At 65.2% G+C, this 24,563-nt stretch carries 21 protein-coding genes and 1 tRNA gene; 11 read left to right on the top strand and 11 right to left on the bottom strand.

Features of this window, described 5'->3' with window-relative positions; all coding sequences use genetic code 11:
* Positions 1-20: 20 nt before the first annotated feature.
* The 3 genes from dgcA to ABZ720_RS00785 form a co-directional block, all read right to left on the bottom strand.
* Positions 21-1,004, bottom strand: a complete 984-nt coding sequence (dgcA, locus tag ABZ720_RS00795) for an N-acetyl-D-Glu racemase DgcA (RefSeq protein ID WP_366552796.1) — start codon at positions 1,002-1,004, stop codon at positions 21-23.
* Positions 1,005-1,008: 4 nt separating this feature from the next.
* Entirely contained in the window at positions 1,009-2,013 is a 1,005-nt protein-coding gene (gene dgcN / locus ABZ720_RS00790) for an N-acetyltransferase DgcN (protein ID WP_366552795.1), read from the bottom strand.
* A 131-nt stretch (positions 2,014-2,144) separates the two neighbouring features.
* Complete coding sequence (locus ABZ720_RS00785) at positions 2,145-2,897, bottom strand: sulfite exporter TauE/SafE family protein (RefSeq protein ID WP_366552793.1); 753 nt, start codon at positions 2,895-2,897, stop codon at positions 2,145-2,147.
* A gap of 282 nt (positions 2,898-3,179) precedes the next feature.
* Between ABZ720_RS00785 and ABZ720_RS00780 the strand changes: the two genes are divergently transcribed.
* The 4 genes from ABZ720_RS00780 to ABZ720_RS00765 all read left to right on the top strand — a co-directional run bounded on the left by ABZ720_RS00780 (position 3,180) and on the right by ABZ720_RS00765 (position 8,191).
* The gene (locus ABZ720_RS00780; RefSeq protein WP_366552790.1) at positions 3,180-5,357 is read left to right on the top strand and encodes a mechanosensitive ion channel domain-containing protein; all 2,178 of its coding nucleotides are present in this window, start codon (positions 3,180-3,182) and stop codon (positions 5,355-5,357) included.
* A 133-nt stretch (positions 5,358-5,490) separates the two neighbouring features.
* Entirely contained in the window at positions 5,491-6,693 is a 1,203-nt protein-coding gene (locus ABZ720_RS00775; RefSeq protein WP_366552788.1) for an aspartate transaminase, read from the top strand.
* An 11-nt stretch (positions 6,694-6,704) separates the two neighbouring features.
* Positions 6,705-7,622, top strand: a complete 918-nt coding sequence (locus tag ABZ720_RS00770; protein WP_366553527.1) for a ketopantoate reductase family protein — start codon at positions 6,705-6,707, stop codon at positions 7,620-7,622.
* A complete protein-coding gene (locus ABZ720_RS00765) occupies positions 7,619-8,191 on the top strand; it encodes an inner membrane-spanning protein YciB (protein ID WP_366552786.1) in 573 nt (190 codons plus the stop codon). The genes ABZ720_RS00770 and ABZ720_RS00765 overlap by 4 nt, the downstream gene beginning before the upstream one ends.
* Positions 8,192-8,200: 9 nt before the next feature.
* Here the strand turns inward: ABZ720_RS00765 and glcF are convergent, their stop codons facing one another.
* From glcF to ykgO, 6 genes are all read right to left on the bottom strand, one after another.
* On the bottom strand, positions 8,201-9,538 hold the full coding sequence (gene glcF / locus ABZ720_RS00760) for a glycolate oxidase subunit GlcF (protein ID WP_366552784.1): 1,338 nt from the start codon (positions 9,536-9,538) through the stop codon (positions 8,201-8,203).
* Between the two features lie 3 nt (positions 9,539-9,541).
* Positions 9,542-10,774: a glycolate oxidase subunit GlcE gene (gene glcE, locus ABZ720_RS00755; protein ID WP_366552782.1), complete on the bottom strand. Its 1,233-nt coding sequence runs from the start codon at positions 10,772-10,774 to the stop codon at positions 9,542-9,544.
* 3 nt (positions 10,775-10,777) lie between these two features.
* Complete coding sequence (locus tag ABZ720_RS00750) at positions 10,778-12,265, bottom strand: FAD-linked oxidase C-terminal domain-containing protein (RefSeq protein ID WP_366552780.1); 1,488 nt, start codon at positions 12,263-12,265, stop codon at positions 10,778-10,780.
* Positions 12,266-12,365: 100 nt separating this feature from the next.
* Positions 12,366-13,982, bottom strand: a complete 1,617-nt coding sequence (locus tag ABZ720_RS00745; RefSeq protein WP_366552778.1) for a GMC family oxidoreductase — start codon at positions 13,980-13,982, stop codon at positions 12,366-12,368.
* Entirely contained in the window at positions 13,979-14,428 is a 450-nt protein-coding gene (locus ABZ720_RS00740; RefSeq protein WP_366552776.1) for a sugar dehydrogenase complex small subunit, read from the bottom strand. The genes ABZ720_RS00745 and ABZ720_RS00740 overlap by 4 nt, the downstream gene beginning before the upstream one ends.
* 195 nt (positions 14,429-14,623) lie before the next feature.
* Entirely contained in the window at positions 14,624-14,749 is a 126-nt protein-coding gene (ykgO, locus tag ABZ720_RS00735; protein WP_275819935.1) for a type B 50S ribosomal protein L36, read from the bottom strand.
* 288 nt (positions 14,750-15,037) lie between these two features.
* On the opposite strand from ykgO, the gene ABZ720_RS00730 reads away from it, so the two are divergent.
* The 4 genes from ABZ720_RS00730 (at position 15,038) to ychF (ending at position 18,742) form a co-directional block, all read left to right on the top strand.
* Entirely contained in the window at positions 15,038-15,985 is a 948-nt protein-coding gene (locus ABZ720_RS00730; RefSeq protein WP_275819933.1) for a ribose-phosphate pyrophosphokinase, read from the top strand.
* Positions 15,986-16,092: 107 nt separating this feature from the next.
* Positions 16,093-16,731 carry a 50S ribosomal protein L25/general stress protein Ctc gene (locus ABZ720_RS00725; protein WP_366552773.1) on the top strand — a complete coding sequence of 213 codons (639 nt, stop codon included), beginning with the start codon at positions 16,093-16,095 and terminating at the stop codon, positions 16,729-16,731.
* A 174-nt stretch (positions 16,732-16,905) separates the two neighbouring features.
* Complete coding sequence (gene pth, locus ABZ720_RS00720) at positions 16,906-17,646, top strand: aminoacyl-tRNA hydrolase (RefSeq protein WP_366552771.1); 741 nt, start codon at positions 16,906-16,908, stop codon at positions 17,644-17,646.
* Position 17,647: 1 nt separating this feature from the next.
* Entirely contained in the window at positions 17,648-18,742 is a 1,095-nt protein-coding gene (gene ychF, locus ABZ720_RS00715) for a redox-regulated ATPase YchF (RefSeq protein WP_366552769.1), read from the top strand.
* A gap of 42 nt (positions 18,743-18,784) precedes the next feature.
* On the opposite strand, the gene ggt is transcribed toward ychF, so the two are convergent.
* Positions 18,785-20,479 carry a gamma-glutamyltransferase gene (gene ggt, locus ABZ720_RS00710; RefSeq protein ID WP_366552767.1) on the bottom strand — a complete coding sequence of 565 codons (1,695 nt, stop codon included), beginning with the start codon at positions 20,477-20,479 and terminating at the stop codon, positions 18,785-18,787.
* Between the two features lie 41 nt (positions 20,480-20,520).
* Positions 20,521-20,994, bottom strand: coding sequence for a xanthine phosphoribosyltransferase (gpt, locus tag ABZ720_RS00705; RefSeq protein ID WP_366552765.1), 474 nt, complete (start codon positions 20,992-20,994; stop codon positions 20,521-20,523).
* 168 nt (positions 20,995-21,162) lie between these two features.
* Here gpt and ABZ720_RS00700 point away from each other — a divergent pair, with 168 nt between their 5' ends.
* From ABZ720_RS00700 to cas3, 3 genes are all read left to right on the top strand, one after another.
* Positions 21,163-21,396, top strand: a complete 234-nt coding sequence (locus tag ABZ720_RS00700) for a metallothionein (RefSeq protein WP_366552763.1) — start codon at positions 21,163-21,165, stop codon at positions 21,394-21,396.
* 131 nt (positions 21,397-21,527) lie between these two features.
* A tRNA-Arg gene (locus ABZ720_RS00695) sits at positions 21,528-21,604 on the top strand.
* A gap of 718 nt (positions 21,605-22,322) precedes the next feature.
* Positions 22,323-24,560, top strand: coding sequence for a CRISPR-associated helicase Cas3' (cas3, locus tag ABZ720_RS00690; RefSeq protein ID WP_366552761.1), 2,238 nt, complete (start codon positions 22,323-22,325; stop codon positions 24,558-24,560).
* The last annotated feature ends 3 nt before the right edge of the window (positions 24,561-24,563 follow it).

The following is a 24,563-nucleotide window of genomic DNA, read 5'->3' as shown; positions in this document are numbered from 1 at the left end:
TTGCGGCCCCCCAATTGCCCTCAACCCCATAGGGCAGCCGGGGGCGGGTGGAGCAGGCTGCCTTCGAAGCGCAGTGGCGTATCACGGTCTTCAGCCAGCAGCAGCGGACCGTCCAGATCGACGATCTCCGCACCCTGGGCCGGAAGGATGGCGGGCGCCATGGCGAGTGACGTGCCCAGCATGCAGCCGACCATGACCTGGAACCCGAGCCGCTCCGCCTCGGCCTTGAGCGCCAGGGCCTCGGTCAGGCCCCCGGTCTTGTCCAGCTTGATGTTGACCATGTCGTAGCGACCGACCAGCCCTGGCAGGGAACTGCGATCATGGCAGGATTCGTCGGCACAAAGGGCGACAGGGCGTTCCTCGCCTTGCAGGTCGGCATCCTTGTCGGCGTGTAGTGGCTGCTCGATCATGGCGACCGCAAGCTCCGCCAGCGCAGGGGCGAGCCGGCGATACTCCTCGATGCTCCAGCCTTCATTGGCGTCGACGATCAGCTTCGCTTGCGGCGCCGCGGCCCGTACGGCGCGGACACGGTCAAGATCCTCCGGTCCGGCCAGCTTGAGCTTCAGCAGCGGGCGCTGTGCGTTGGCCGCGGCGTTGGCTGCCATCGCTTCCACGCTGTCGAGCGAGAGGGTGAAGGCGCTCGTGACCTGTTGCGGTGCCTCCAGGCCCGCAAGCTCCCAAACGCGTCGGCCGCTGGCTTTGGCTTCCAGGTCCCAGAAGGCGCAATCGAGCGCGTTGCGCGCAGCACCCGCCGGCAGGGCCTGCTGGAGGCCTTGTCGATCCAGTCGGTCGGCTTCGAGTACGCCGCGCTGGGATTCGATTTCGGCCGCCACACTGTCCAGGCTTTCGCCGTAGCGGGCATAGGGCACGCACTCGCCGCGCCCGGTGAACGTGCCGTCGCTGAGTGTGACGCAAAGCACCTCCGCCGTTGTGCGTGCGCCGCGGGAAATGCGGAAGGTGCCGCGGATTGGCCAGGATTCGCGAGTGAGGGACAGTTCTGGCATGGCTTTAGTTCAGCGCATCGACAATGGAAGACACGCCGTCGCGCACGGGATCAACTGCCGGCAGCTTATACTGCCGCTCCAGGTCAGTGAGCAGCTTGCGGGCCGCCGAGGCGTCCAGCGCTTGCGTGTTTACCGAGATGCCGACGAAGCGGGCATCGGGATTGGTGAGCTGCGCCATCTGCAGGTTCCGTTCCATGCAGAGCCCAAGGTCGGGGAGCGGGTAGGTGGGCAGACCGCGCATGTGCCGCCGAGTTGGCTCGTGGCACAACAACAGGGCATCCGGCTGCGCGCCGTGGATGAGCCCAGTGGTCACACCGGCGAAGGAGGCGTGGAACAGCGAGCCCTGACCCTCGACCACATCCCAGTGGTCCGGATCGTTCTCCGGGGTCAGCCACTCGACTGAGCCGGAAATGAAGTCCGCAATCACGGCATCGACGGAGACGCCGTCGCCGGCAATGAAGATGCCCGTCTGGCCGGTGGCCCGGAAATCGGCCTTCATGCCGCGGGCGCGCATTTCCTGCTCCAGCGCCAGCGCAGTGTACATCTTGCCCACCGAACAGTCGGTGCCAACGGGCAGCAGCCGCTTGCCGCTGCGCTTTACGCCATTGGCTACCTCAAAGTCCTGGGTGGGGTGGCGCACATCGATGAGACGCTTGCCGGCGTCCATGGCCTTCTCGGCCAGACCGGGCACCGACGTGAGGCGGTTGTGCAGACCGGAAGCGATGTCGTAGCCGAGGTCGATTGCCCGGTGAAAGGTATCGATCCAGGCAGGAGAGAAGCGCCCGCCACGATTGGCGACACCGACGATCAGGGTCTTGCACCCGGCTTCGCGTCCCGCCTCCAGGTCCATGTCCGTCAGGCCGAGATCGGCGTTGCAGCCGTCCAGCCTGAACTGCCCCAGGCACCATTCCCGGCGCCAGTGGGCGACACCGGCCGCGGTCTTGGCCGCGAGCTGGTCGGGAGCATCGCCGAGAAACATCAAATAGGGGTGCTGAATTTCGCTGGACATTTGGGGGTCTCCTGCTCGGGCCCGTTGTGCGTCGGGGCGCAGTTATAGAACGCTTGGCCGCCCCTGTGCCAGAGCCGGCCGTTCGCACCTGGCAGGAAAAGTCATCGCCAAAAGCGTGCTTCACCCAGTGGTCAATCGAGCAGGGGCAGGCCGCTGAGTGCTGCAAAGGCGCAGAGCGTGAAAGCGAGCAGGCGGAAGAAGCGCTCACTGGCGAAGCGAAACAGGCGCGCTCCGATAAGCAGCGCCAGTGCGTAGACGGGGATCAAGGCGATCCCAAGCGCCACCCGCTCGCTGGTCAGCAAGCCGTTCAGGATGTAGGCGACCAGGTTGAACAGGCCGGTCATGGCAAAGAAGACGATGATGTTCGCGCGGATCGTTGCCGGGCCGCCATGCCCCGCCATCCAGAAGAGGATGACTGGTGGTCCGGCGATGCCCGCCATGCCGCCCGTAAGGCCGGAGGCGCCGCCCACCACTGCGGTACGCGCCAGGCTGGGCGGGCGACTCCAGCGCCACCCGCTGAGCAGCAGGGCCACCAGGACCAGGATCAGGGTGGAAATGATCCAGCGCATGACGATCGGGTCGAGCACCATCAGCAGGTGAACGCCCAGCGGGACCGTCAGCATGGCGCCTGCGGCCAGGGGCAGAACCTCGCGCCAGACACAGCGTTTCACAGCGGGCACCACCATTGGCATGGTGAGCAGCGTATCGGTGAGCAGCAGCAACACCACGGCCGTCTGCGGCGAGGTGAGGGCGCTCGCCACCGGTACCAGGATCATGGCGGATCCAAAGCCGGAGAAGCCACGCACCAGGCCAGCAAGCGCCGTCACGAGAACCAGGACGGGAAAGACATCGACCGATAAAGACCGGCCGATCAGTTCAAGCATGCTTGCACCCTTCGCTTCCCGTCCTTTGATTTCCCGGCCGTGCCATTGCCCCAATGCGCGTCGGCCGCGTGAGAGGCGAGGGCGCAAAGGTGTGGAGCCGGCGCGACGTTGACCTATCTGCGGCGATTGGTAAACAATCCTCGCATGATCATGTCAAAAGCTGTGCGCGGTCTGCGGCCGCTGCTTTTCGCCCTCCCCTTGATCTTCCTCGGGCTCCTTTCTGCGCCCCTCGCAGCCCAGGAAACAGGGACAAACTCAGAATCACTGCCAGCACAAACGGAGTTGGATAACCTCCTGCAGACGCTGGAGGACGAGGGCGAGCGGCAGCGCTTCATCGACAATCTGCGAACACTGGTGGAAGCCGAGCGTGCGCAAGCTTCAGAAGAAACAGATGGCCTTGGCACACGCGTCATGGGTCAGGTTTCCGAAGCCGTCGGGGATCTTTCCGATGAGCTGACCGATGCGGCGGTCGAATTGAGCGAACTGCCTCTCGCGCTTTGGCGCGGCATCGAAAGCCTTCAGGATCCAGTCACCCGAACAACTACGATGGAGGTGGTCGGCAAGGTCATCCTGGTGTTGCTGGGGGGCTTTGTTGCCGAGTTCCTGCTCAAACGGCTCCTGGCGCGGCCACGGCGCAATCTGAGTGACCGGCGCAGCGACACCATTGTCCTGCGTCTGGCGTATCTGCTGCTGCGCACCCTGCTTGACGCGCTGCCGATCGTCGCATTCGCGCTCGTGGCCTATAGCATCCTGCCCTTGGTGGAACCCCGGCCCACCACCAGTCTGGTCGCAATAGCCCTGATCAATGCGAATCTCCTCTCTCGAATCATTGGCGTGATCGGGGGGATGCTCCTGGTGCCTGGCTACCCGGGCCTGCGCTTCCTGCCCATGAACGACGAAACCGCGTCGTACTTCCAGGTCTGGCTGCGCCGCTTTACCGTGATCGGTGTCTACGGCTATTTCCTCCTCGACGCCGCCTTGTTGCTGGGCCTTGCCTATTCGGCCTACACCGTGCTGCTGGCGCTACTGGGTCTCGTGCTGACGGCCATGCTGGTGGTCCTGGTACTCCAGCAGCGGCAAACGGTGTCGAAGGCCCTTCGCGGGTCACAGACGGGCGGCTCGACGCTCGTCAATCTGCGCCTGCGCCTGGCGGAGGTGTGGCACGTACTCGCGATCGCCTACATTCTCGGCTGCTATATTGTCTGGATGCTGGACGTCCAAGGCGGCTTCGAGTTCCTGCTGCGTGCCACGGTGCTCTCGCTGGTCGTGGTGCTGGTCTGGCGATTGCTGGCACACGTAATCGGCCAGTTGGTCGAGCGGCTTTTCCGCCTCAATATCGACTTGCAGCAACGCTACCCTCTGCTGGAAACCCGGACCAATCGATACCTGCCTGCCTTTCATCGAATCCTCAACACAGCGCTTGGGGTCTTCGCCGCATTGGCGTTGCTGGAAGTCTGGGGGCTACATCCCATCGCGTGGCTGGCCGGACCGGAAGGGCGTGGGCTGCTGTCCACTGTCTTCCTGATCGGATTCGTGCTCCTGGGCGCGTTGATTTGCTGGGAAGTGTTCGCGGCCTATGTAGAGTCGACCATCCAGCGCCGGGCCGCCGATGGTGTCGGCAGCCAGCGTATCAGGACGCTTCTGCCTCTGGCTCAGAATGCACTGCGGATTCTTCTGGTGGTGCTCGTCGGTCTGATCGTGCTCTCGGAGATCGGCGTCAATATCGCGCCCTTGCTGGCCGGTGCCGGCGTGGTTGGGCTGGCCATCGGTTTTGGAGCGCAAACCCTGGTCAAGGACATCATAACCGGAGTCTTCATCCTGATTGAGGACGCGCTTTCGGTTGGCGATGTTGTGCTCATTGCCGGACATTCAGGCACTGTCGAACGCCTGACCATCCGGTCCATTTTCCTGCGCGACCTGGAGGGCAATGTGCATACGCTGCCGTTCAGCGTGGTCGACACAATCCAGAACTACTCGAAGGATTACTCCTACTCTCTCATCGAGATGCAGGTGGCCTATCGTGAGGACGTGGATCAGGTCATCGCAGTGATGCGCGAAGTGGCGGACGAACTCATCGCGGATGAGGTCTATGGGCCGAATATCACCGGGGAGTTCGAGATCCTCGGCTTGGATCGCTTCGAAGACTCCGCCGTTGTGGTGCGCGCGCGCTTCAAGACCGTACCGCTGATGCAGTGGGCGGTGCGCCGCGAGTACAACCGGCGCATCAAGATGGCCTTCGACAAGTACGGTATCGAGATTCCCTTCCCGCATCACACACTCTACTTTGGCGAGGATCGCGAGGGGGAAGCCCCGCCCATGCGTATCGCCCGTGCCCAGTTGCGGCCGCGCAAGGCGGCGCCACCGCCGCCCGAGCATCCGGTGGTCGAGGGACAACAGGAGATTCCCAGCGAAGTTCCTGATGCGCCTGAGCCGGAGGAACCGCCGGGGCGTCCGGCCTGACGAGCAAAAGAGGGCTGTTTGCGCATGCGGGCAGCCCTCTTACCGTTGAAGGGGGCCGGTTGGCGGGCTAGGCTTCCCGCCGGCCTTCAACAGAAGCCTCTAAGCATTCATTCGACCTTCTCGGGGAACCATCATGTCCGTGCTGGCATCACGCCTTTCGCGCATCAAGCCATCGCCCACCATTGCCGTCACCGCCAAGGCGCGTGAGCTTAAGGCCGCAGGGCGGGACGTTATCGGGCTGGGTGCCGGCGAGCCGGACTTCGACACCCCGGACCACATCAAGCAGGCGGCCATCGAGGCCATCCAGTCCGGCGATACGAAGTATACTGCCGTTGACGGGACCCCCGCGCTCAAGCAGGCGATCGCGGCCAAGTTCAAGCGGGACAGCGGCCTGGACTACTCCCCGGCACAGATCACCGTGGGCACCGGCGGCAAGCAGGTGCTCTACAACGCGCTGATGGCCACGCTGAATCCGGGCGACGAGGTCATCATCCCAGCGCCCTACTGGGTGAGCTACCCCGACATGGTGCTGCTGGCCGAAGGCGAGCCGGTGATCGTGCCCTGCCCGCAGAACAATGGCTTCAAGCTCCGCGCCGAAGACCTGGAGCAGGCGATCACGCCGCGCACGAAGTGGGTGATCCTCAACAGCCCGTCGAACCCCACGGGCGCAGGCTACACCCGCGAGGACATGAAGGCGCTGACCGACGTGCTCAAGCGCCATCCGCATGTCTGGGTCATGACCGACGACATGTACGAGAAGCTTGTCTACGACGACTTCACCTTCTGCACGCCGGCTGAGGTGGAGCCGGAGCTCTTGGAGCGGACACTGACGGTCAATGGCGTGTCCAAGGCCTACTGCATGACCGGCTGGCGGATTGGTTTTGCCGGCGGACCGGCCGAGTTGATCAAGGCCATGGCCAAGGTCCAGTCGCAGTCGACCTCCAATCCCTCCTCGGTGAGCCAGGCTGCAGCAGTTGCGGCGCTCGAGGGGCCGCAGGACTTCATTGCCGAACACAACAAGGCCTTCAAGGCCCGCCGCGACCTGGTGGTGGAGGCGTTGAATGCCTGTCCGGGCCTCTCCTGCCACAAGCCGGAAGGCGCCTTCTACGTCTATCCCTCCTGTGCCGGGGTGATCGGCAAGCGCACGCCCGATGGCAAGGTGATCGAAACCGATGAGGACTTCGTCACCTACCTGCTGGAAGCCGAGGGTGTGGCCGTGGTTCAGGGCTCCGCCTTTGGCCTGGCTCCCTATTTCCGCATCTCCTACGCTACCGCCACGGAAGCCTTGGAAGAAGCCTGCACGCGCATCCGCCGTGCCTGTGAGGCGTTGAGCTGAGGCCCTTGACGATGCGAATACTGGTGGTGGGAGCGGGCGCTGTCGGCGGTTATTTCGGGGCACGCTTGGTAGCAGGTGGTGCGGACGTGACTTTCGCGGTGCGTTCAGGGACCGAGGCGGTTCTGCGGGAGTCTGGACTGCGGGTGCATTCGCCACTTGGCGACCTTCACCTGCAAGAGCCGCGTCTGCTCGACAGGGAGAGTGATGCGCCTTTCGATCTGGTCCTGATCTGCACGAAGCTTCGCGACCTCGAAGGCGGCATCGACATCGCTGAGGAGCATCTGGCGTCCGAGGGTCTGGTTGCGGCCATGCAGAATGGTGTCGAATCCGAAGATCGTTTGAAAAACCGGCTGGGGGCGAAGCGGGTGCTGGGGGCAGTCGCCTATATCGCGGCAGCGCTGGAGCGGCCGGGAGTGGTGCGCCATACTGGGGAGATGGCACGGCTGGTGGTCGGGCTGCCCGGTGGCGGCAGCCATCCCGTCCTCGACAGCTTGATGGCAGCCTGCCGACGGGCCGGAATCGAGGCAGAAGTTGCTGCGGATATCGAGGCCGCGATCTGGCGCAAGTTTGTCTTCCTCGCGCCCTTCGCAGGTTTAACGGCCTCGTGGCGGCAGGCGATCGGGCCGTTGAGGGAGAAACCCAACGCCTGGGCCTTCTACGGAAATCTGGTGCGCGAGGCAGTCGCAGTTGCACGTGCCCGGAAGGTGAACCTGCCGGAGGACGCCGCTGATCAGGTCCTGACCTTCACCCGAGGCCTACCCGATGGCATGAAGGCCTCAATGCTGCACGATCTGGAGGCCGGTCGGCCACTGGAGCTTCACTGGTTGACCGGAGCCGTCGCGCGACTTGGCGCTGAACTCGGCGTCGAGACGCCTGCGAGCAGTTCTGTAACCGCCGAGCTGCAGCGCTACGCCGACGGCACGGCATGAGCGGCGAAGACGTCCGACGCGCGCCACCCTGGCTGCAGCCGGTCTGCGACTACGTTCCCCTTGGCCTCTTTCTCGCTGCCTACCTGCTGAGCGACATCCTGACGGCAACGGCCGTGCTCGTAGTGGCGACCCTCGCCGCCACGGCGCTGTCACTCGCCGTCGCGCGCAAGCTGCCGGTCCTGGCCCTGATCGCGGCAGCGGTGGTCAGCGTGTTCGGGGTGCTGACCCTGGTCTTCCAGGACGACCTCTTCATCAAGATCAAGCCGACGGTGATGCAGGTGCTCTTCGCCGCGGCGCTGTGGATATCGCTCTGGATGCAGCGGCCGGTGCTGCGGCTCATTCTCGGCAAGGCCTTCCCACTGCGGCACAGTGCCTGGGCCGGACTGACGCACCGCTTCGCCATCTTCTTCCTGGTGATGGCGGCGGCCAACGAGGTGGTCTGGCGCACGCAGTCCACTGATTTCTGGGTGGCCTTCGACACCATCGGCCAGATGGTGATCACTTTCGCTTTCGTGCTGTCCCAGGTGCCCTTCCTGATGCGCCACCGCTTGGAGCAGCCGGAGGAATAGCGACGGGCGTTATTCCGCCGCAGCCTGGATGGCCGGCGCGCCCTCGGTGAAGGCCGGGTGTTCCTGCAAGGCTTGGGGCAAAGGCCCGCCTGTAGCCCAATCAAGCAGCGATACGGTGTGGACCGTCGGCAGACCCGCGTCGTCCGCAAGCTGCGTCAGGCAGCCGATGTTTCCGCTCGCAACTGCCACCGCCCCTGTATCCATCAGGGTCTCCAGCTTGCGCTCACGCAGCTGCCCCGCCAGTTCCGGCTGCAGCAAGTTATAGGTGCCCGCCGAACCGCAGCAGAGGTGGGCATTGAAGGGCTCTCGCACGACGAAGCCGGCTGCCTGCAGCAAGGCCTTGGGCTGGCTTCGCACCTTCTGTCCATGCTGCAGCGAACAGGCCGAATGATAGGCGATGATCTGTCCCGTGGGGCGCGTCGGCTCCCTCAGGCCGAGTTCGACCATGAACTCGCTGATATCCTTGGTCATCGCGGAAATTTCGGCCGCCTTGTCTGCCCAGTCCGAATCCTCGCGCAGCATGAAGCCGTAGTCCTTCACGGTCGTGCCGCAGCCGGACGCGTTGATGATCACCGCATCCAGCCCACCGTCACGGCGCGTGCGGTCCCAGGCGGCGATGTTGGCCTTGGCCGCGGCGTGCGCGGGCTCCTCCTTGCCCATGTGGTGGACCAGCGCGCCGCAACAGCCCGCTCCCTCGCTGACCACCACCTCCACGCCATGGCGAGTGAGCAGGCGGATGGTGGCTTCGTTGATTTCCGGAGACAGCACCTGCTGCGCGCAGCCGTTGAGCAGAGCCACCCGCGCTCGGCGCGGCCCCTGCGCCGCAAAGGTCTGGGGCTTGTCGACGGGCGATGGCGAGGGCAGGTGCTTGGGCGCCATGTCCAGCAGTGTGCGCAGCTGCCCGGGCAGGAGGGCAGCGAAGGGGCGCCCGATCTGCGCGCCAAGCAGGGCCAGGCGAAAACGTCCGGGATGGGGCAGCACCTCGGCCAGGAGGCCGCGCAGCAGGCGCTCGGGCCAGGGCCGCACGTAAGTCTCTTCGATGCGGGTACGCGCATGATCCACAAGATGCATGTAGTGCACGCCGGAAGGGCAGGTGGTCATGCAAGAGAGACAGGAAAGGCAACGGTCGATGTGCTTGACGGTCTGTGCCGTGGCCGGCCGATCCTGCTCCAGCATCTCCTTGATCAGGTAGATGCGCCCACGCGGGCTATCGAGCTCGTCGCCCAGCAGGACATAGGTGGGGCAGGTGGCGGTGCAGAAACCGCAGTGTACGCAGGTGCGCAGAATCTTCTCGGACTCGGCAACGTCCGGGTCGGCGAGCTGGGCCAGGGTGAAATTGGTCTGCATGGCCTAGAACTCCGCGTACATCCGGCCCGGGTTGAGCACGGCCTTTGGATCGAAGGCCTCCTTCACCCGCCGACTGAGGGCTGCCAGCGCCGGGGCCTGAGGCTGGAACACCGGCAGCGTGGCGCGCAAGGGTTCCGGCGCGCGCAGCAGCGTGGCGTGGCCGCCGCGTTCGGCAAGCGCGCCTCGTACAGCTGCCTCTCCGGCATCGCCTTCGGCCGGCATGCCGAACCAGACCAATCCGCCGCCCCAATCGAAGAAGTGCAGGGCGTTCTGCTTGGCCAGCACCGCGGCCGCCACATTGGGGCCATCAGTTGGCTTGACCGAGACTCGCCAGATGGCCAGTTCGGAGCGGGCTGCCAGTGGGGCGAGGTCTGAAAGTTCCCGCCAGAACTGGAGCGAGTTGTGGCTGTGCAGTTCTTCGCTTTCGCCGAAACCGGCCAGTTCCTGCCGCAAGGCAGCACAACGAGCGTCCACCGATGGGCCGGGACCCTCGACGCGGATCGCGGTCACGCTGCTTCCGGCCTGATTGACGTATGAAACGGCCGAGCCTGCGGCGGCCTCTTCAGGCAGGTGTGCCGCGCCGGAAACCTCGTGCGGCGATCCCAGCGCCGCACTGAGCGCCTGCACTCCACGCCGGTCGTCCAGGCCGAGCAGCAGCACGGTCCGCGTCTTCTCCGCTCGCGGTAGGACTTTGAGCGTGACATCGCTCATGGCAGCCAGGGTCCCGAAGGAGCCGCAGAGCAGCTTGGAGAGATCATAGCCCGTGACGTTCTTCACCACGCGGCCGCCGGACTTGACCGTCTCGCCCCGACCGGTGACGGCGGTGAAGCCCAGGAAATGGTCTCGCGCAGCGCCCTGCCGGATGCGGCGCGGGCCCGCCAGATTGCAGCCGATCATGCCGCCCACGGTGCCGGCGCCTGCCGCGCCGCCCCAGAGCGGCGCCCAATCGCCGGGCTCGAAGGCCAGTTCCTGGTTTCGCTCGGCCAGTGCAGCCCGGATCTCGGCCAGCGGTGTGCCGGCGCGCGCGGACAGCACCAGTTCCTCTGGCTCGTAGAGCGTGATGCCGCTCAGCGCGCTCATGTCCAGCCGATGGCGGCTTTCGACCGGGCGGCCCCAGCCCCGCTTGGTCCCCTGGCCCAGGATCTCCAAAGGCGATTGTTCGGCAAGCGCCCAGACCAGTGCGTCCTGCAGCTGTTCCGCTGTTTCGGGCCTGAGGGTTTCGCTCACAAGGGACATGGATCAGAACCGGGGGATGTCGGGGAAGGGCATCTTGCCGCGGTGCACGTGCATGCGCCCCAGTTCGGCGCAGCGGTGCAGTTGCGGAAAGACCTTGCCGGGATTGAGCAGATGGTCCGGGTCGAAGGCGCACTTGACGCGTTGCTGCTGCTTCAGATCGATCTCGGAGAACATGGTGGGCATGAGATCGCGCTTCTCCACGCCCACCCCATGCTCTCCGGTCAAGACGCCGCCAACCTCGACGCAAAGCGTGAGTATCTCGGCGCCGAACTCCTCGCAGCGCTCCAGTTCGCCCGGCACGTTGGCATCATAGAGGATGAGGGGGTGGAGGTTGCCGTCCCCGGCATGAAAGACATTGGCCACGCGCAGGCCGTAATGCTCGGACAGCTCGCGCATGCGGCGCAGGACCTCGGGCAGGCGGTGGCGGGGAATGGTCCCGTCCATGCAGTAGTAGTCGGGAGAGATGCGGCCGACAGCCGGGAAGGCCGCCTTGCGCCCGGCCCAGAAGACGGCGCGCTCCTCTTCGTTCTGAGAGACGCGTTCATAGACGGCGCCCTTCGCCTTGGCGATCTCGGAACAGCGGGCGATCAGGTAGTCGACCTCGGCCTCGGGACCATCCAGTTCGACGATCAGCAGCGCTTCCACGTCGCGGGGATAGCCGGCCTGCACGAAGTCTTCGGCGGCGTGGATCGCGGGGCGGTCCATCATCTCCATGCCGCCCGGGATGATCCCGGCGGCAATCACCGCTGCCACACAGTCGCCGCCTGCCTCGCTGGTCTCGAAGCCCAGTAGCAGGGCGCGTGCAGTGGCGGGCTGGCGCAACAGGCGTACCGTGACCTCTGTGACGACGCCCAACAGGCCTTCGGAGCCGGTGAGCAGGCCCAGCAGATCGTAACCTTCGGACTCCATGTGCTTGCCGCCCAGGCGCATCACCGTGCCGTCCATCAGCACCAGTTCGATGCCCAGCACGTTGTTGGTGGTCAGTCCGTACTTGAGGCAGTGCACGCCGCCGGAATTCTCGGCGATGTTGCCGCCGATGGAGCAGGCGATCTGGCTGGAGGGGTCCGGGGCGTAGTAGAAGCCGCGATGCTCGACGGCCTTGGTGATGCCCAGGTTGGTTACCCCCGGCTGCACCACGGCACAGCGGTTGTCGTAGTCGATGTCGAGTATGCGGTTGAACTTGCCGAGACCGAGGATAATGCCATCGGCCAGGGGCAAGGAGCCCCCGGACAGCGAGGTACCGGCACCGCGCGGCACCACCTTGACCTTCTGCTCATTGCAGTAGCGCAGGACGGCTGAAACCTGCTCCACCGTTTCGGGCAGGACGACGATCAGGGGCGGCTGGCGATAGGCGGTCAGCCCATCGCTTTCGTAAGCCGCCAGTTCCTCGGCGTCGAAAATGACACCCTCGCCGGGCACCAGAGCCTGAAGCGCGGCGACGATCTCGCTTTTGCGGCCAATGGTGCCGGCATCCGGTTCGGGCATGTGCATGGCGATCTCTCCCTGGCCGGGCAGAACCCTGCCTGCGCCGGTGGGCGCGAGTATGGGGACTTGCCCATGGAGGGTCAACGCGACCCGGTGACCGTTGGGATCAGCTCCGAAGGCTGGCCAGCACCGGCTCCACGGCCCGAAGGGTGAGGGCGGCTATGGTCAGAGTGGGGTTGGCCGTCGCTGAGGTGGGGAACACGGATGAGCCCAGGATAAAGAGGTTGGGGTGGTCGTGGCTGCGCAGGTCCCGGTCAACCACCGAGGTCTTCGGATTGTCGCCCATGCGCGTGGTGCCGATGATATGGCCGGCACCGAAGAAACTGGGCGCGTGCTGGACCAGCGTGGTGCCGAGTCTCTGGAAGATTTCGTCGTGCGCCTGCCTGGCGACCGCCATGCCGCTGCGCGTGTAGGCGTCCACGTCGTAGCTCAGCCGCGGCAGCGGCACGCCATAGACGTCCTTCTCCTCAGGATCGAGGGTCACGCGGTTGTCGGCATCCGGCAGCTGCTCAACCAGGGAGCCGATGCGGATGTGCCGTGCAGCCTGATGGGCGAGGGCGGCGTCCAGCTCCTCGCCGCGGAGCCCTTGCTGCACCAGAGCGGCTGCTTCCATGACTGGGCCGCCCGTGGGCCAGAGCCAGCCGTCGTTGCCGATCTCGACGCGGAAGGCGCCCCGCTCGCGGCGGAACGCGCCATCGCGCAGGTTCTCGATGCCGGACGTGGAGATGGGACCACGATAGGGCCAGACGGGCTCCTTCGTCAGGGCCCAGGAGAGCTGCACGGGATGATCCATCAGGTGCCGCCCGACCTGGTCGGAGGCATTGGCAACGCCTTGCGGTGTGGCTTCGCCCTTTGAAGCGAGCAGCAGCCGCGGCGATTCGATGGCATGGGCGGCGAGCAGAAAGACCTTGGCGCGCGCGATGCCCTTGCTGCCGTCCCAGCGCCGAAAGCGAATCGCCGTGATCTGCCCTTCGGCCGACGCCTCGATGAAGATGGCGGTGGTTCGGTCATAGAGGCGGGCACCCGCCGCAACGGCCTTGTCCAGATGGACCGTCGCATCGTACTTCGCCTGGACCGGGCAGATGGGAATGCAGCTGGCACTGCCGCAGCAGGGCGGCCGTCCATCCCGCTCGACCACGTTGCGCGCCTGGGGAGTAGCACGCAATTGATACTCGCTGCCCGCCAGTGCCTCGGCGACCTGGCGATCCAGATAGGTCTGCCCGACCGGCGGCATGGGATAGCCGTTGCTGCGCGGCGAGCCGAGATCGTCCCGGTCATCGCCGGCGACCCCCAGTTCCTCCTCGGCACGCGCGTAGAAGGGCTCCAGTTCATCGTAGGTGATGGGCCAGTCAACGCCCCGGCCATAGTGCGTCTCGAGCTGAAAATCGCTTGGCAGGTAGCGCAAGGTGGTGCCGAGCCAGTGCCAGGTGGTGCCACCGACGACCTTCAGATAGGTGCTGCCGAAGGTCTCCGGGCCCGCCTGCCGGTACCAGCCGTCGAGTTCATTCGAGACAGGATGCATCGCCTCGGGCGCGGGCGGGTAGGGGCTTTCGGGCACCTTGATCGCGGCGTTCCAGAAGCGCTCCACGCCCTCCTGGCGATCCACCCTGGCGCCGGCTTCGAGAATGGCGACCTCGACGCCTTTGGCAGCGAGTTGAGCTGCGGCGAGTGCGCCGGCCACGCCCGAGCCGACCACCACCACGTCCGCGACAACGTCGTTCACGGCTGCGACTCCGGCGGTTCCGACCAGTAGTTCGTCGCCCCTCCGCAAAAGCCGGCGGGTTTGGTGAAGGCCAGTGCGTTCCAAAAGAGTGCGCCGGTGTAGTCGGCTGCAACCGGTCCGTCGGGACCGACGAAGATGCCGGAGTACCATGCGGCGATCAGGGCTTCTGCCACTTTGCCGGTCGCATCGGGGGTCGGCATGTCCGCGGCAAGAGCCTCGAGCTCCGCTCCCTTGCCCATGGACAGGAAGCCGCCGAGCAGCGTTTGCGCAACGCCTGGATCCAGGTGTGAGGCCCCGGTCAGGGCCTGTGAGAGCTCAAGAAACTGCGATTCGCTGATCTCGGCCTGGGCGTAGAGCCGGGCCGGAAAGCCACTGGCGCCGGCAGCGGCAATGGCACTGGCCAGCGCGGACAGCAGGAGGGTGCGTCGTGTCGTTCTCGCCGTCATGGAAGCATGCATAGCGCAAATCGCGAGAGCGGGGAATCGCGTTACGATTCCGGCGTCTGGATTCTGCTCCTGATGCCCGGCGGCTTGAAGGCGCTGGATCGAGGCAAAATGCGCGCATGCGAAAGGCCGCGCCAAAAGCGGCACGGCCTTCCAAGTATCGCCTGTGGCGATGGGGCGCCGTGAAGCGCCCCGGAGTCAGCCCTGGCGCGCCTTGAAGCGCGGCTGCTTCTTGTTGATGACGTAAACGCGGCCGCGGCGGCGCACGATCTGGCAGCCCTTTTCGCGCAGCTTCGCGGTCTTGAGCGAGTTAACGATCTTCATCGGTCTCTTCCCAAAATCAAATGGGGCGTACAGCCCGGTAATTTCCTGAACGAGCGCGGCTTATAGGCACCGGCGGGCCGGGTGTCAACGCACAGGCGTGTGGCCGGAGTGAAATAGACGGCACTTCCTATGGCCCTTCCGCACGCCATTTTGCGCGTCGGTGTTCGTCGTTTACAGGGGTGGGAGGCGTTGATATTGTCCGCGCGCCCGTCGCCGCAGGGCTGCGGCGGCTGCGGTCGCGCGTCCCGCGCATCCCACGCTCCAAGCCATCTGGGCGGTCCGGCTGACATGAAAATTCTCACAGGCAACTCGAATCGGCCCCTGGCCGAAGCGATTTCGGCCTATCTCAATCTGCCTTTGACGAAGGCGGCCATGCGGCGCTTCTCCGACATGGAGGTCTTTGTCGAAATTCACGAGAACGTGCGCGGCGAGGACGTTTTCGTCGTGCAATCAACCTCCTATCCCGCAAACGATAATCTGATGGAGCTGCTGGTGGCCATCGACGCGCTCAAGCGCGGCTCGGCCCGGCGCATCACAGCGGTGCTTCCCTATTATGGCTATGCGCGCCAGGACCGTAAATCGGGACCGCGCACGCCCATCTCGGCGAAGCTGGTGGCCAACCTGATCACCAAGGCCGGCGCGGACCGCGTCCTGACCCTTGATCTGCACGCGGGGCAGATCCAGGGCTTCTTCGATATTCCGACCGACAACCTCTACAGCGCGCCGGTCTTCGTGAAGGACATCGTCGATCGTTTCAACGGTGCGGACCTGACCATCGTCAGCCCCGACGTCGGGGGCGTGGTGCGTGCCCGCGCCATCGCCAAGCGGCTGGATGCAGAACTGGCCATCATCGATAAGCGGCGCGAGCGGGCCGGAGTCTCCGAGGTGATGCACATCATCGGTGACGTGGCTGGGCGGACCTGCATCCTGGTGGACGACATCGTCGACAGCGCTGGCACCCTGTGCAACGCCGCCGTGGCGCTGACCAACGCCGGTGCGGTGTCGGTCTCGGCCTATGTGACGCACGGCGTGCTGTCCGGCGGTGCCGTGGCGCGCGTCAGTTCCTCGCCGCTGACCGAACTGGTCACCACCGATTCCATTCAGGCAACGGAAGCCATGCGCGTGGCGCAGAACATCCGGCAGCTCTCCATCGCCCCGCTGCTGGGCGAGGCGATTCGCCGGATCAGCGACGAGCATTCCGTTTCCAGCCTGTTCGATATGCCGTCCTCGAACTGAGGCGGCCGGCGCTCGGGTCCGGCACCCCTGGAGGCCGGGCTCGTTTGCCCGCGGCGGGCGCGTGGTCCGTCGACCTATGAAAATGACCCTGACTAGGAGTTGAGAGAATGAGCGAGACTGTCAATCTTCCTGCGGAGTTGCGGGACCGGGCCGGAAAGGGGACCGCCCGTGCCGCTCGCCGCGCCGGCCGTGTTCCGGCCGTGATCTATGGCGCCGGCAAGGATCCGGTGTCCGTGACCATCGAGACGCGCCTGATGAAGCGCGAGCTCAATCGCCCGGGTTTCTTCGCCCGCCTGTTCACCATCGAGGTGGGCGGCAAGAAGGAGCAGGTGCTGCCGCGCGATTTGCAGATGCATCCGATCAAGGAGGAGCCGCTGCACTTCGACTTTCTGCGTGTGGCGAAGGGTTCGACGTTCACCGTGGCCGTTCCGGTGCGCTTCCTGAACGAGGAGACCTCTCCGGGTCTGAAGCGTGGCGGCGTGCTCAACATCGTGCGCCACGATGTCGAGGTGGAATGCTCGCCGACGACGATGCCCGAGCACATCGACGTGGATCTGGCCGAAGCCGATATCGGTGACAGCCTGCACATCAGCGGCGTGAAGCTGGCCAAGGGTGTGACGCCGACGATCAGCGACCGCGACTTTACCATCGCCACCATCGTCGCGCCGAGTGCCGTGAAGGCCGAGGCTGCCGAGGAAGAGGAAGCCGAAGAGGAAGCGGAGTCGACAGAAGCCGCTGAAGAGTGAGCCTTGGGTGCCCTGCGGCCCCGCTGTAGATCGGGGCTGCAGGGCGCTTAGACCGGATCGCATTCAAGCTGAACCACAGGCTCAGATTGAATGCGGTCTGCTCTAGTGCGTCCGGAGCGGGCTTCAGGGCTGCTGCCCGGACACCTGCTTTTGCTCTGGGCACGAGAGGAACAGATGCTGTTGCTTGTCGGGCTCGGTAATCCGGGACCCAAGTACGCCGGGAATCGCCACAACGTCGGCTTCATGGCCGTGGAGGCGATGGCCCGGCGTCGCGCCTTTTCTCCCTGGCGTCAGCGCTTCCAAAGCGACGCGGCTGAGGGGCAATTCGGCGCGGACAAGGTCCTGGTGCTGAAGCCCATGACCTACATGAACGAGTCCGGCCGGGCCGTGGGCGAGGCGCTGCGGTTCTTCAAGTTGGGCCCCGAGGACGTGCTGGTGCTGCACGACGAACTCGACCTAGCGCCGGGCAAGATCAAGTTGAAGCGCGGTGGCGGGCATGCCGGGCACAATGGTCTGCGCTCCATTGCCCAGCACATCGGCCCGGAGTTCCGGCGTCTGCGCATCGGCATCGGCCACCCCGGCGACAAGGAGCGTGTGCTGGGTCACGTCCTCGGCGATCTGTCCAAGGGCGAGCAGCCCCTGTTCGAACAGCTCTTCGATGCCATGGCCCGCCATGCCGCGCTGCTGGGCGAGAACAGCGAACAGGCGGACAACGCCTACACCTCCAAGGTCATGCAGGACCTGGCACCACCCAAGCCGAAGGCCTCGGCTCCCAACGAAGGGCCAGCCAAGGCGCCTTCTGCCGACGCACCTCCAGAGCCCACCCCCGCTCCACGGGAAGAGCAGGGTGCGCTGGCTCGCGCGCTCAAGGGCGCGCTTCACCGCCTGAGCGGCGACAAACAAAGAGACGAGTGACATGGGTTTCAAATGCGGCATCGTCGGCCTGCCGAACGTCGGCAAGTCGACGCTTTTCAACGCTCTGACCGAGACCGCCGCGGCGGAAGCGGCCAATTATCCCTTCTGCACCATCGAGCCCAATGTCGGCCGCGTGGCCGTGCCCGACCCACGTCTGGAACGCCTGGCCACAATCTCGAAATCGGCCAAGGTCATTCCGACCCAGCTCGAGTTCGTCGACATTGCCGGTCTGGTCCGGGGCGCTTCCAAGGGGGAGGGGCTGGGCAACCAGTTCCTGGCGAACATCCGCGAAGTCGACGCTATCGTGCATGTGCTGCGCTGCTTCGAAGGCGACGTGACCCACGTCGAGGGCTCGGTCGATCCCTTACGTGATGCGGAGACGGTCGAGACCGAACTGATGATGGCCGACCTCGACAGCCTGGAGAGGCAGGCCGACACCACGGCCAAGCGCGCAAAGATAGGTGACAAGGAGGCGCGCCTGCGCATGGCCGTGTTGGAGCCGGTACTCGCCGCGCTACGCGATGGCCGCCCCGCGCGCACCGTCGAGATTTCAGAGGAGCAGAAGCCGCTCTTCCGCTCGCTCAACCTGCTGACCGCCAAGCCGGTGCTCTACGCAGCGAACGTTGCCGAGCACGAAGTGGCCGAGGGCAACGCGCTCTCCGAGAAGGTGCGCGAGAAGGCCGAGGCGGAAGGCGCCGGCTTTGTGGTCATCTCGGCCGCCATCGAGGCGGAGATCGCTGCGCTCGACGGTGAGGAGAAGCAGGCCTTCCTTGAGGAGCTGGGCCTGGCGGAAAGCGGGCTCGCCAGGCTGATTCGCGCCGGCTATGCGCTGCTGGACCTCATCACCTTCTTCACGGTCGGCCCGAAGGAAGCGCGCGCCTGGACGGTGAAGCGCGGAGCCCGGGCGCCGCAGGCCGCCGGTGTCATCCACAGCGATTTCGAGCGCGGCTTCATCCGTGCCGAGACCATCGCCTTCGACGACTACATCGCCCTGGGCGGCGAGCAGGGAGCGAAGGACGCCGGCAAGATGCGCGCCGAGGGCAAGGAGTACCCGGTGGTCGACGGCGACGTCTTCCACTTCCGCTTCAACGTCTGACCTGCGGCGCCCTGGCCGCAAGGTCAGAGGCAGGAGCGGGGGTCAGGGCTGGGCGACAATGCCTTCCCGGCGCGGGTCGGCGCCACCCTCGAGGCCATCGACGCCACGCCGGATGACGTGCAGGCCGCTGGTCATCTCCGTCACCCGGGTTTCGTGGCCGAGCGTCTGGAGTCCCTCTTCCAGCGTCTCCAGCGCGCTGCCGGCTTCCAGCAGGGTTGGACCGTTCAGGTTGGCGGCATGGGCGCCCGCAACCGCAGTTTGCGGGTCCAGGTCCCACTCGAGCATAGCCAGCAGCGCATTGACGGTATAGCCGATGATGCGTGCGCCGCCCGGCGAACCGGCGGCAAGGTGGAACGCGCCGTCCTCGTCGAACACCAGAGTGGGTGACATGGAACTGCGCGGTCGCTTGCCCGGCGCAACGCGATTGGCCACCTCCTCGCCTTCGATCTCAGGCAGGAAGGAGAAATCGGTCAGCTGGTTGTTCAGCAGAAAGCCGCGCACCATAAGCCGCGATCCGAAGGCGGATTCCACGGAACTGGTCATGGAAACCGAATTGCCCGCGGCATCGACCACGACCAGGTGCGAGGTGCTGGGCGTGTCGACTTCCGGGGCCAGCGCCCCGCGCTGGGGCAGGCGGCCCGGCTCCGCCTCGGGCATCACCGCGTCGCGCTGGATCAGCGCCGCGCGCTGCCTCAGGTAGGAGGGGTCGAGAAGGCGATCCAGCGGCACGGCCACGTAGTCGCTGTCGGCCAGATAGGCGTTGCGGTCGGTAAAGGCGAGGCGGGACGCCTCCGCGAGCAGATGCACGGCCTCCGCCCCGTCGGGCGCCAAACCCGAGAGATCGAAGTTCTCCAGCATTCCCAGGATCTGGAGCACGGCCACCCCGCCGGAGGTGGGCGGCGGCATGCCGCAGACCTTGTAGGCGCGGTAGCTGCCGCAGAGCGCGGCGCGCTCCTTGGCCTCGTAGGCGGCCAGATCCGCTTCGCTCAACAGGCCGGGGTTCTCCGCCCCCTGTACTTTGGCGACGATGTCGGCGGCAATCGCCCCGCGGTAGAAGCCGTCGGCGCCCTCGCGGGCGATGCGGCGCAGGCTCTCGGCATAGTCGGGATTGCGCAGCCACGTGCCGGCCGGCTTGGGCGCGCCCTCGGAGGTGTAGAAGTAGGCGCGCGCCGTCGGATCGGTCTGCAGGTACTCGTCGGCGGCGATCTGCCCGGCCAGCCGCGGTGAGATGGCGAAGCCCTCTTCGGCCAGACGGATAGCCGGGTCGAAGAGCGCGCGCCAGGGCAGCGTGCCGTGGGACTCATGCGCCAGTTCCAGCATGCGCAGCAGGCCGGGCGTGCCCACCGAGCGGCCGCCCACCACCGCCTCCCAGAAGTCCATCGCTCGGCCCTGCTCATCGAGGAACAGATCCGGCCCCGCCGCCATGGGCGTGGTTTCGCGGCCGTCATAGGCCTGGATTGCGCCGCCCTGCGCCCCGTAGTGCAGCAGAAAGGCGCCGCCGCCGATGCCCGAAGACTGCGGCTCCACCAGGCCCAGCACCAGTTGCACCACAATCGCGGCATCGACCGCCGAGCCGCCGGCGCGCAGCATCTCGACGCCGGCCTCCACGGCGAGGGGATTGGCGGCCGCCACCATGGCCTCGGCGGTGTGCTCCTCGGCTTGAGCACTGGGCGAAACCACCCAGAACGAGAGGAACAGCAGCAGGGCGGAAAGGGCTCGGCGACGGGGAAGGAGCATGGGAAGGCCTCCGGCTTGCGCCGCCTGGCGGCGGATAGGACTCAGCGCTTGATGAGTGGCGGCACCGCCTGCATGTCGGTGTCCCAGGGGAAGAGGATCCAGGTGTCCTGGCTGACCTCGGTCACGAAGGTGTCCACCAGCGGCCGGCCCGCCGGTTTGGCGTAGACGGTGGCGAAATGCGCTTTGGGCAGCATCTCGCGCACCACCCGCGCGGTGGAGCCCGTGTCCACCAGATCGTCGACGATAAGCCAGCCGGTGCCGTCGCCGGAGATACGCTTGAGCACCTGGGCATCGCCCTGGCTGCGGTCGTCGTAGCTGGCGATGCAGAGCGTGTCGATGAGGCGCACCTCGAGTTCGCGGGCGATGATGGCCGCCGGCACCAGGCCGCCGCGGGTGATCGCGATGATGCCCTTGAAGGGCTGTGCCGCCATCAGGCGCCAGGCCAGCGCCTTGGCATCGCGGTGGAGTTCCCACCAGGAAACGGGAAAGGTCTTGTCGGGGGCGCTGGAGTCCACGGGCGGCCGCTCCTTCATGTCATTGCAGGTCTTGGTCGGCGCCATTGAAACCGAAGGCGCCACACAGAGCAACGCTTCCCGCGGCCGGAAATCGCCGGCTTGCAGCCTGGAACCGCGATGCGCTCGAGGCCGTTGTGCCAACCAGAACCCCAGCAAGAGGAGCTGACCATGGCGGTTTGCGATCACTGCGGCAACGACTACGACAAGGCCTTTCAACTGAGCCGGGGCGGGCAGACCTGGACCTTCGACAGCTTCGAGTGCGCCATCGCCACGGCCGCCCCGCGCTGCGCCCACTGCGACTGCCGCATCATCGGCCACGGTGTCGAGGCGGGCGAGAGCATCTATTGCTGTGCCCACTGCGCCGAGAAGAGCGGCGCGTCCGGCCTGCGCGACCGGGTCTGATTTACCCCGATCGGGGGCTTCGGCGCAAAAGGCAAAAGCGCGAGAAGTGCGCTTGCAAGGCGCGAGGCCTTTTGTTAGACACTCGCAGCCGGCCGGAAACGCCCCACCACGGGCCACCACCGACCGCGGCGGCGCCCGTAGCTCAACTGGATAGAGCATCTGACTACGGATCAGAAGGTTGGGAGTTCGAATCTTCCCGGGCGCGCCAAAAACCCTCAGAAAATCAAGAACTTAGAGAATCGTAACGGCGGCGATTTGGCCGCCGTTTCGCATTTCTACAAACCTTCTACAAAGTATAATTTGTTGACGGGCGCCCTTTTCGGAGGCGTTGGTGACGTCTACGCAATCGGGGTCAAAGGCCCGACTTAGGCTGGTCCAATGCGGACTGGGGTGGATCCCCCCCGGTGGCTGTTGGAATGCCCCCTGTTCCTGCTGCCACTGCGCTTCGATGTGAGCGGGCGGCTAGTCGGGCTGGTTCTGGATCGCGAAGCGGACTCCCTGGCGTTGAGCTTCCAGCCAGTACGCACAAAAGATTGGTTTTGCGTTAGAAATGGGAACAGGGGCTTGGAATTTTTGGGGCGGAAGCTTTGGTCTGCGCATTGCCCTTGCGCGTCAGTCGGACTGCCTTTGGCCCCGTTTCTCGCGCCAGCCCTGCAAGAAGCCTCGGTCAATGCCTCCAGCCAGGAACACCAGCATATGTGCAGGCGGAGGCGCGGCGTGCCCTGGGTGGCAAGTCATTGCGCCTGAAGGCGCCTCCGAGGATTTGACCGTTCAGTCACTTTAGCGTCACCGCCTTCGGTCCCTAACGAACGGACCAAACTTAGCTCTATGAAGAGTTGGTGAGCAGGGCGGGTGAGCACCATGCTACCTGAGGTGTGGTGCGGAATCGATTGACACGCATGCTGGTGTGAACGCATTACTTTAGGATGTTATCCTCAGCACAAACACTGTTTGCGCATTCACTCGCTGGTGCCGATTGTCAGCACTGGGAGCGCCTTGAAGACCACCTCAAGGAGGTTGCCGAGTTTGCTGCCGTACGCGCAGCGACATTCGATGCTCGGGATTCTGCGTGGGCTGCGGGCTTACTGCATGACCTGGGCAAAGCCAAACCGGCCTTTCAGGCAAAACTTTATGGCGAGAAGAACGGTGAGCCTCACAGTGCCGAGGGCGCGCTATACGCTTCTGATAAGCTGGGAAAATGGGGCTGGCTGTTGGCCTACTGTATCGCGGGGCATCACACCGGCTTGCCCAATGGATTGAGTGGCGAAGCGCCGGGCCTGCCGCTGGAAGAGCGATTGCAGACAGCCAGTCGCCTCGAACTGCCGGAAGGTATCCCGACGCCATCTCCGCCACCGTGGCCACCCGACCAGTTGCGCGGCGCGCGCGAAAAGGCCGATATCCACTTCCGACTGCAGTTTCTCATCCGAATGCTGTTCTCGGCGCTCGTGGATGGCGACTTCATCGCCACGGAAGCCTTCTACGACAAAGCCGAGGGGCGGAATGAACGCGAGCGCGACTGGCGCGGACGATTGGAGGATCTGCGGGAAAGTCTGGATGGGCGTTTCAGTGCGCTGGAGGGCAGGCCGGGCGCCGTGAACGAACAGCGCCGGGCAATCCTCAAGCATGTGCGCGATCACGCTCCAATGGCACCGGGATTGTTCTCGCTCAACGTGCCGACAGGCGGGGGCAAGACTCTGGCTTCGCTAGCCTTCGCATTGGACCATGCTCTTATTCACGGTCTGCGGCGGGTGATCTATGTGATCCCGTACACGTCCATCGTAGAGCAAACTGCTGCCGTTTTTCGCGAGGCGCTGGGCGACGATGACGCGATCCTTGAACACCATTCCTCTTTCGATTGGGATGGCTTGACCGATCACAGCGAGTCAGAGCGTCTGCGCTTAGCGACACAGAACTGGAACCGGCCCGTCATCGTGACAACGGCGGTCCAGTTTCTCGAAAGCCTTTATGCTAACCGCCCCTCCCACTGCCGAAAGCTGCACAATATCGCGCAATCTGTGGTGGTTCTGGACGAGGCGCAGACCTTGCCGCTGCGGCTGCTGCGCCCGTCTCTCAGGGCGGTGAGCGAGTTGGCGCGCGGCTATGGGGCTTCGGTGGTGCTGTGCACAGCCACGCAGCCGGCGTTTCGGAGTGAGGATGGCTTCGGCGAGGCAGCGCTGGAAGACGTGCGCGAGCTAGCCCCCGACCCTCCATCTTTACATGCCACGCTGCGACGGGTGCGGGTGCAAGATGTGGGCGTGATGGATGACGTGGCGCTCGCCGAACGGCTGCGGGCAGCCGAGCAGACTCTAATGATTGTCAACACCCGCGCCCATGCCCGGAGCTTATTCGAGGCGATCCACGATATGCCCGGCGCGGCGCATCTGACTACGTCGATGACCGCCGCGCATCGCCGCGCTGTGTTGGGTGATATCCGGGGCCGGCTTAAGCGCAATGCACCCGTGCGGCTGGTGGCGACATCGCTGATCGAGGCTGGGGTGGATGTCGATTTTCCACAGGTCTGGCGGGCGCTGGCAGGTATCGACTCCATCGCCCAGGCCGCCGGTCGATGCAACCGCGAGGGGATGCTAGAGGGGATGGGAGAGGTGTTTGTGTTTCGTCCGGCGGAGCACAAGCTGCCACGCGATCTGGCCAAATTCGCCGAAGAGGCCGGGCATGTTCTGGAGCGCTTCGATGACCCTCTCTCTCTAGAAGCGGTCAATGCCTATTTCCGCGATGTGTACTGGTCTCTCGATCAGGGTCTGGACGCCATCGAGATAGGGGATACCCGCGGCATCCTCACTGCAATCGCGAAAGCCGGCAATGCAATGCAGTACCCCTTCGCCGACATCGCGTTGAAGTTTCAACTGATCAATGAGGGCGGGTTGCCGGTGATCATTGTCGGGGGTGACTGGGGCATAGCACCGGACGAGCTGGAGCGACTGCGCTTCCGTACCACTGGTGTGATCGCTCGCGCCTTGCAGGCTTATCAGGTGCAGGTGCCGCGCAAGGTGCGAGCGAGAATGCTGGCAAAGGGCGCGGTTGAGTTCTGGCACGAACAAGAATTCGGGCCGCAGTTCGCACTTTTGGCGAACAACTCGCTCTATGATGCGCGCGCAGGGCTGCGTTGGGACAATTTCACGGACCTCGGATTTCTTGAGACATGAGGA

Source organism: Aquibaculum sediminis (genome assembly GCF_040712085.1).
Lineage (GTDB): Bacteria > Pseudomonadota > Alphaproteobacteria > Kiloniellales > DSM-21159 > Aquibaculum > Aquibaculum sediminis.
The sequence above is the reverse complement of the archived record's forward strand: the minus strand, read 5'-3'. Positions and strand labels throughout refer to the sequence as shown.

Excerpts from the sequence above, each read along its gene's own strand:
- dgcA (WP_366552796.1), bottom strand. The coding sequence starts at position 1,004 with ATGCCAGAACTGTCCCTCACTCGCGAATCCTGGCCAATCCGCGGCACC.
- dgcN (WP_366552795.1), bottom strand. The coding sequence starts at position 2,013 with ATGTCCAGCGAAATTCAGCACCCCTATTTGATGTTTCTCGGCGATGCT.
- ABZ720_RS00785 (WP_366552793.1), bottom strand. The coding sequence starts at position 2,897 with ATGCTTGAACTGATCGGCCGGTCTTTATCGGTCGATGTCTTTCCCGTC.
- ABZ720_RS00775 (WP_366552788.1), top strand. The coding sequence starts at position 5,491 with ATGTCCGTGCTGGCATCACGCCTTTCGCGCATCAAGCCATCGCCCACC.
- ABZ720_RS00770 (WP_366553527.1), top strand. The coding sequence starts at position 6,705 with ATGCGAATACTGGTGGTGGGAGCGGGCGCTGTCGGCGGTTATTTCGGG.
- ABZ720_RS00765 (WP_366552786.1), top strand. The coding sequence starts at position 7,619 with ATGAGCGGCGAAGACGTCCGACGCGCGCCACCCTGGCTGCAGCCGGTC.
- glcF (WP_366552784.1), bottom strand. The coding sequence starts at position 9,538 with ATGCAGACCAATTTCACCCTGGCCCAGCTCGCCGACCCGGACGTTGCC.
- glcE (WP_366552782.1), bottom strand. The coding sequence starts at position 10,774 with ATGTCCCTTGTGAGCGAAACCCTCAGGCCCGAAACAGCGGAACAGCTG.
- ABZ720_RS00750 (WP_366552780.1), bottom strand. The coding sequence starts at position 12,265 with ATGCACATGCCCGAACCGGATGCCGGCACCATTGGCCGCAAAAGCGAG.
- ABZ720_RS00740 (WP_366552776.1), bottom strand. The coding sequence starts at position 14,428 with ATGACGGCGAGAACGACACGACGCACCCTCCTGCTGTCCGCGCTGGCC.
- ykgO (WP_275819935.1), bottom strand. The coding sequence starts at position 14,749 with ATGAAGATCGTTAACTCGCTCAAGACCGCGAAGCTGCGCGAAAAGGGC.
- ABZ720_RS00730 (WP_275819933.1), top strand. The coding sequence starts at position 15,038 with ATGAAAATTCTCACAGGCAACTCGAATCGGCCCCTGGCCGAAGCGATT.
- ABZ720_RS00725 (WP_366552773.1), top strand. The coding sequence starts at position 16,093 with ATGAGCGAGACTGTCAATCTTCCTGCGGAGTTGCGGGACCGGGCCGGA.
- pth (WP_366552771.1), top strand. The coding sequence starts at position 16,906 with ATGCTGTTGCTTGTCGGGCTCGGTAATCCGGGACCCAAGTACGCCGGG.
- ychF (WP_366552769.1), top strand. The coding sequence starts at position 17,648 with ATGGGTTTCAAATGCGGCATCGTCGGCCTGCCGAACGTCGGCAAGTCG.
- ggt (WP_366552767.1), bottom strand. The coding sequence starts at position 20,479 with ATGCTCCTTCCCCGTCGCCGAGCCCTTTCCGCCCTGCTGCTGTTCCTC.
- ABZ720_RS00700 (WP_366552763.1), top strand. The coding sequence starts at position 21,163 with ATGGCGGTTTGCGATCACTGCGGCAACGACTACGACAAGGCCTTTCAA.
- cas3 (WP_366552761.1), top strand. The coding sequence starts at position 22,323 with ATGTTATCCTCAGCACAAACACTGTTTGCGCATTCACTCGCTGGTGCC.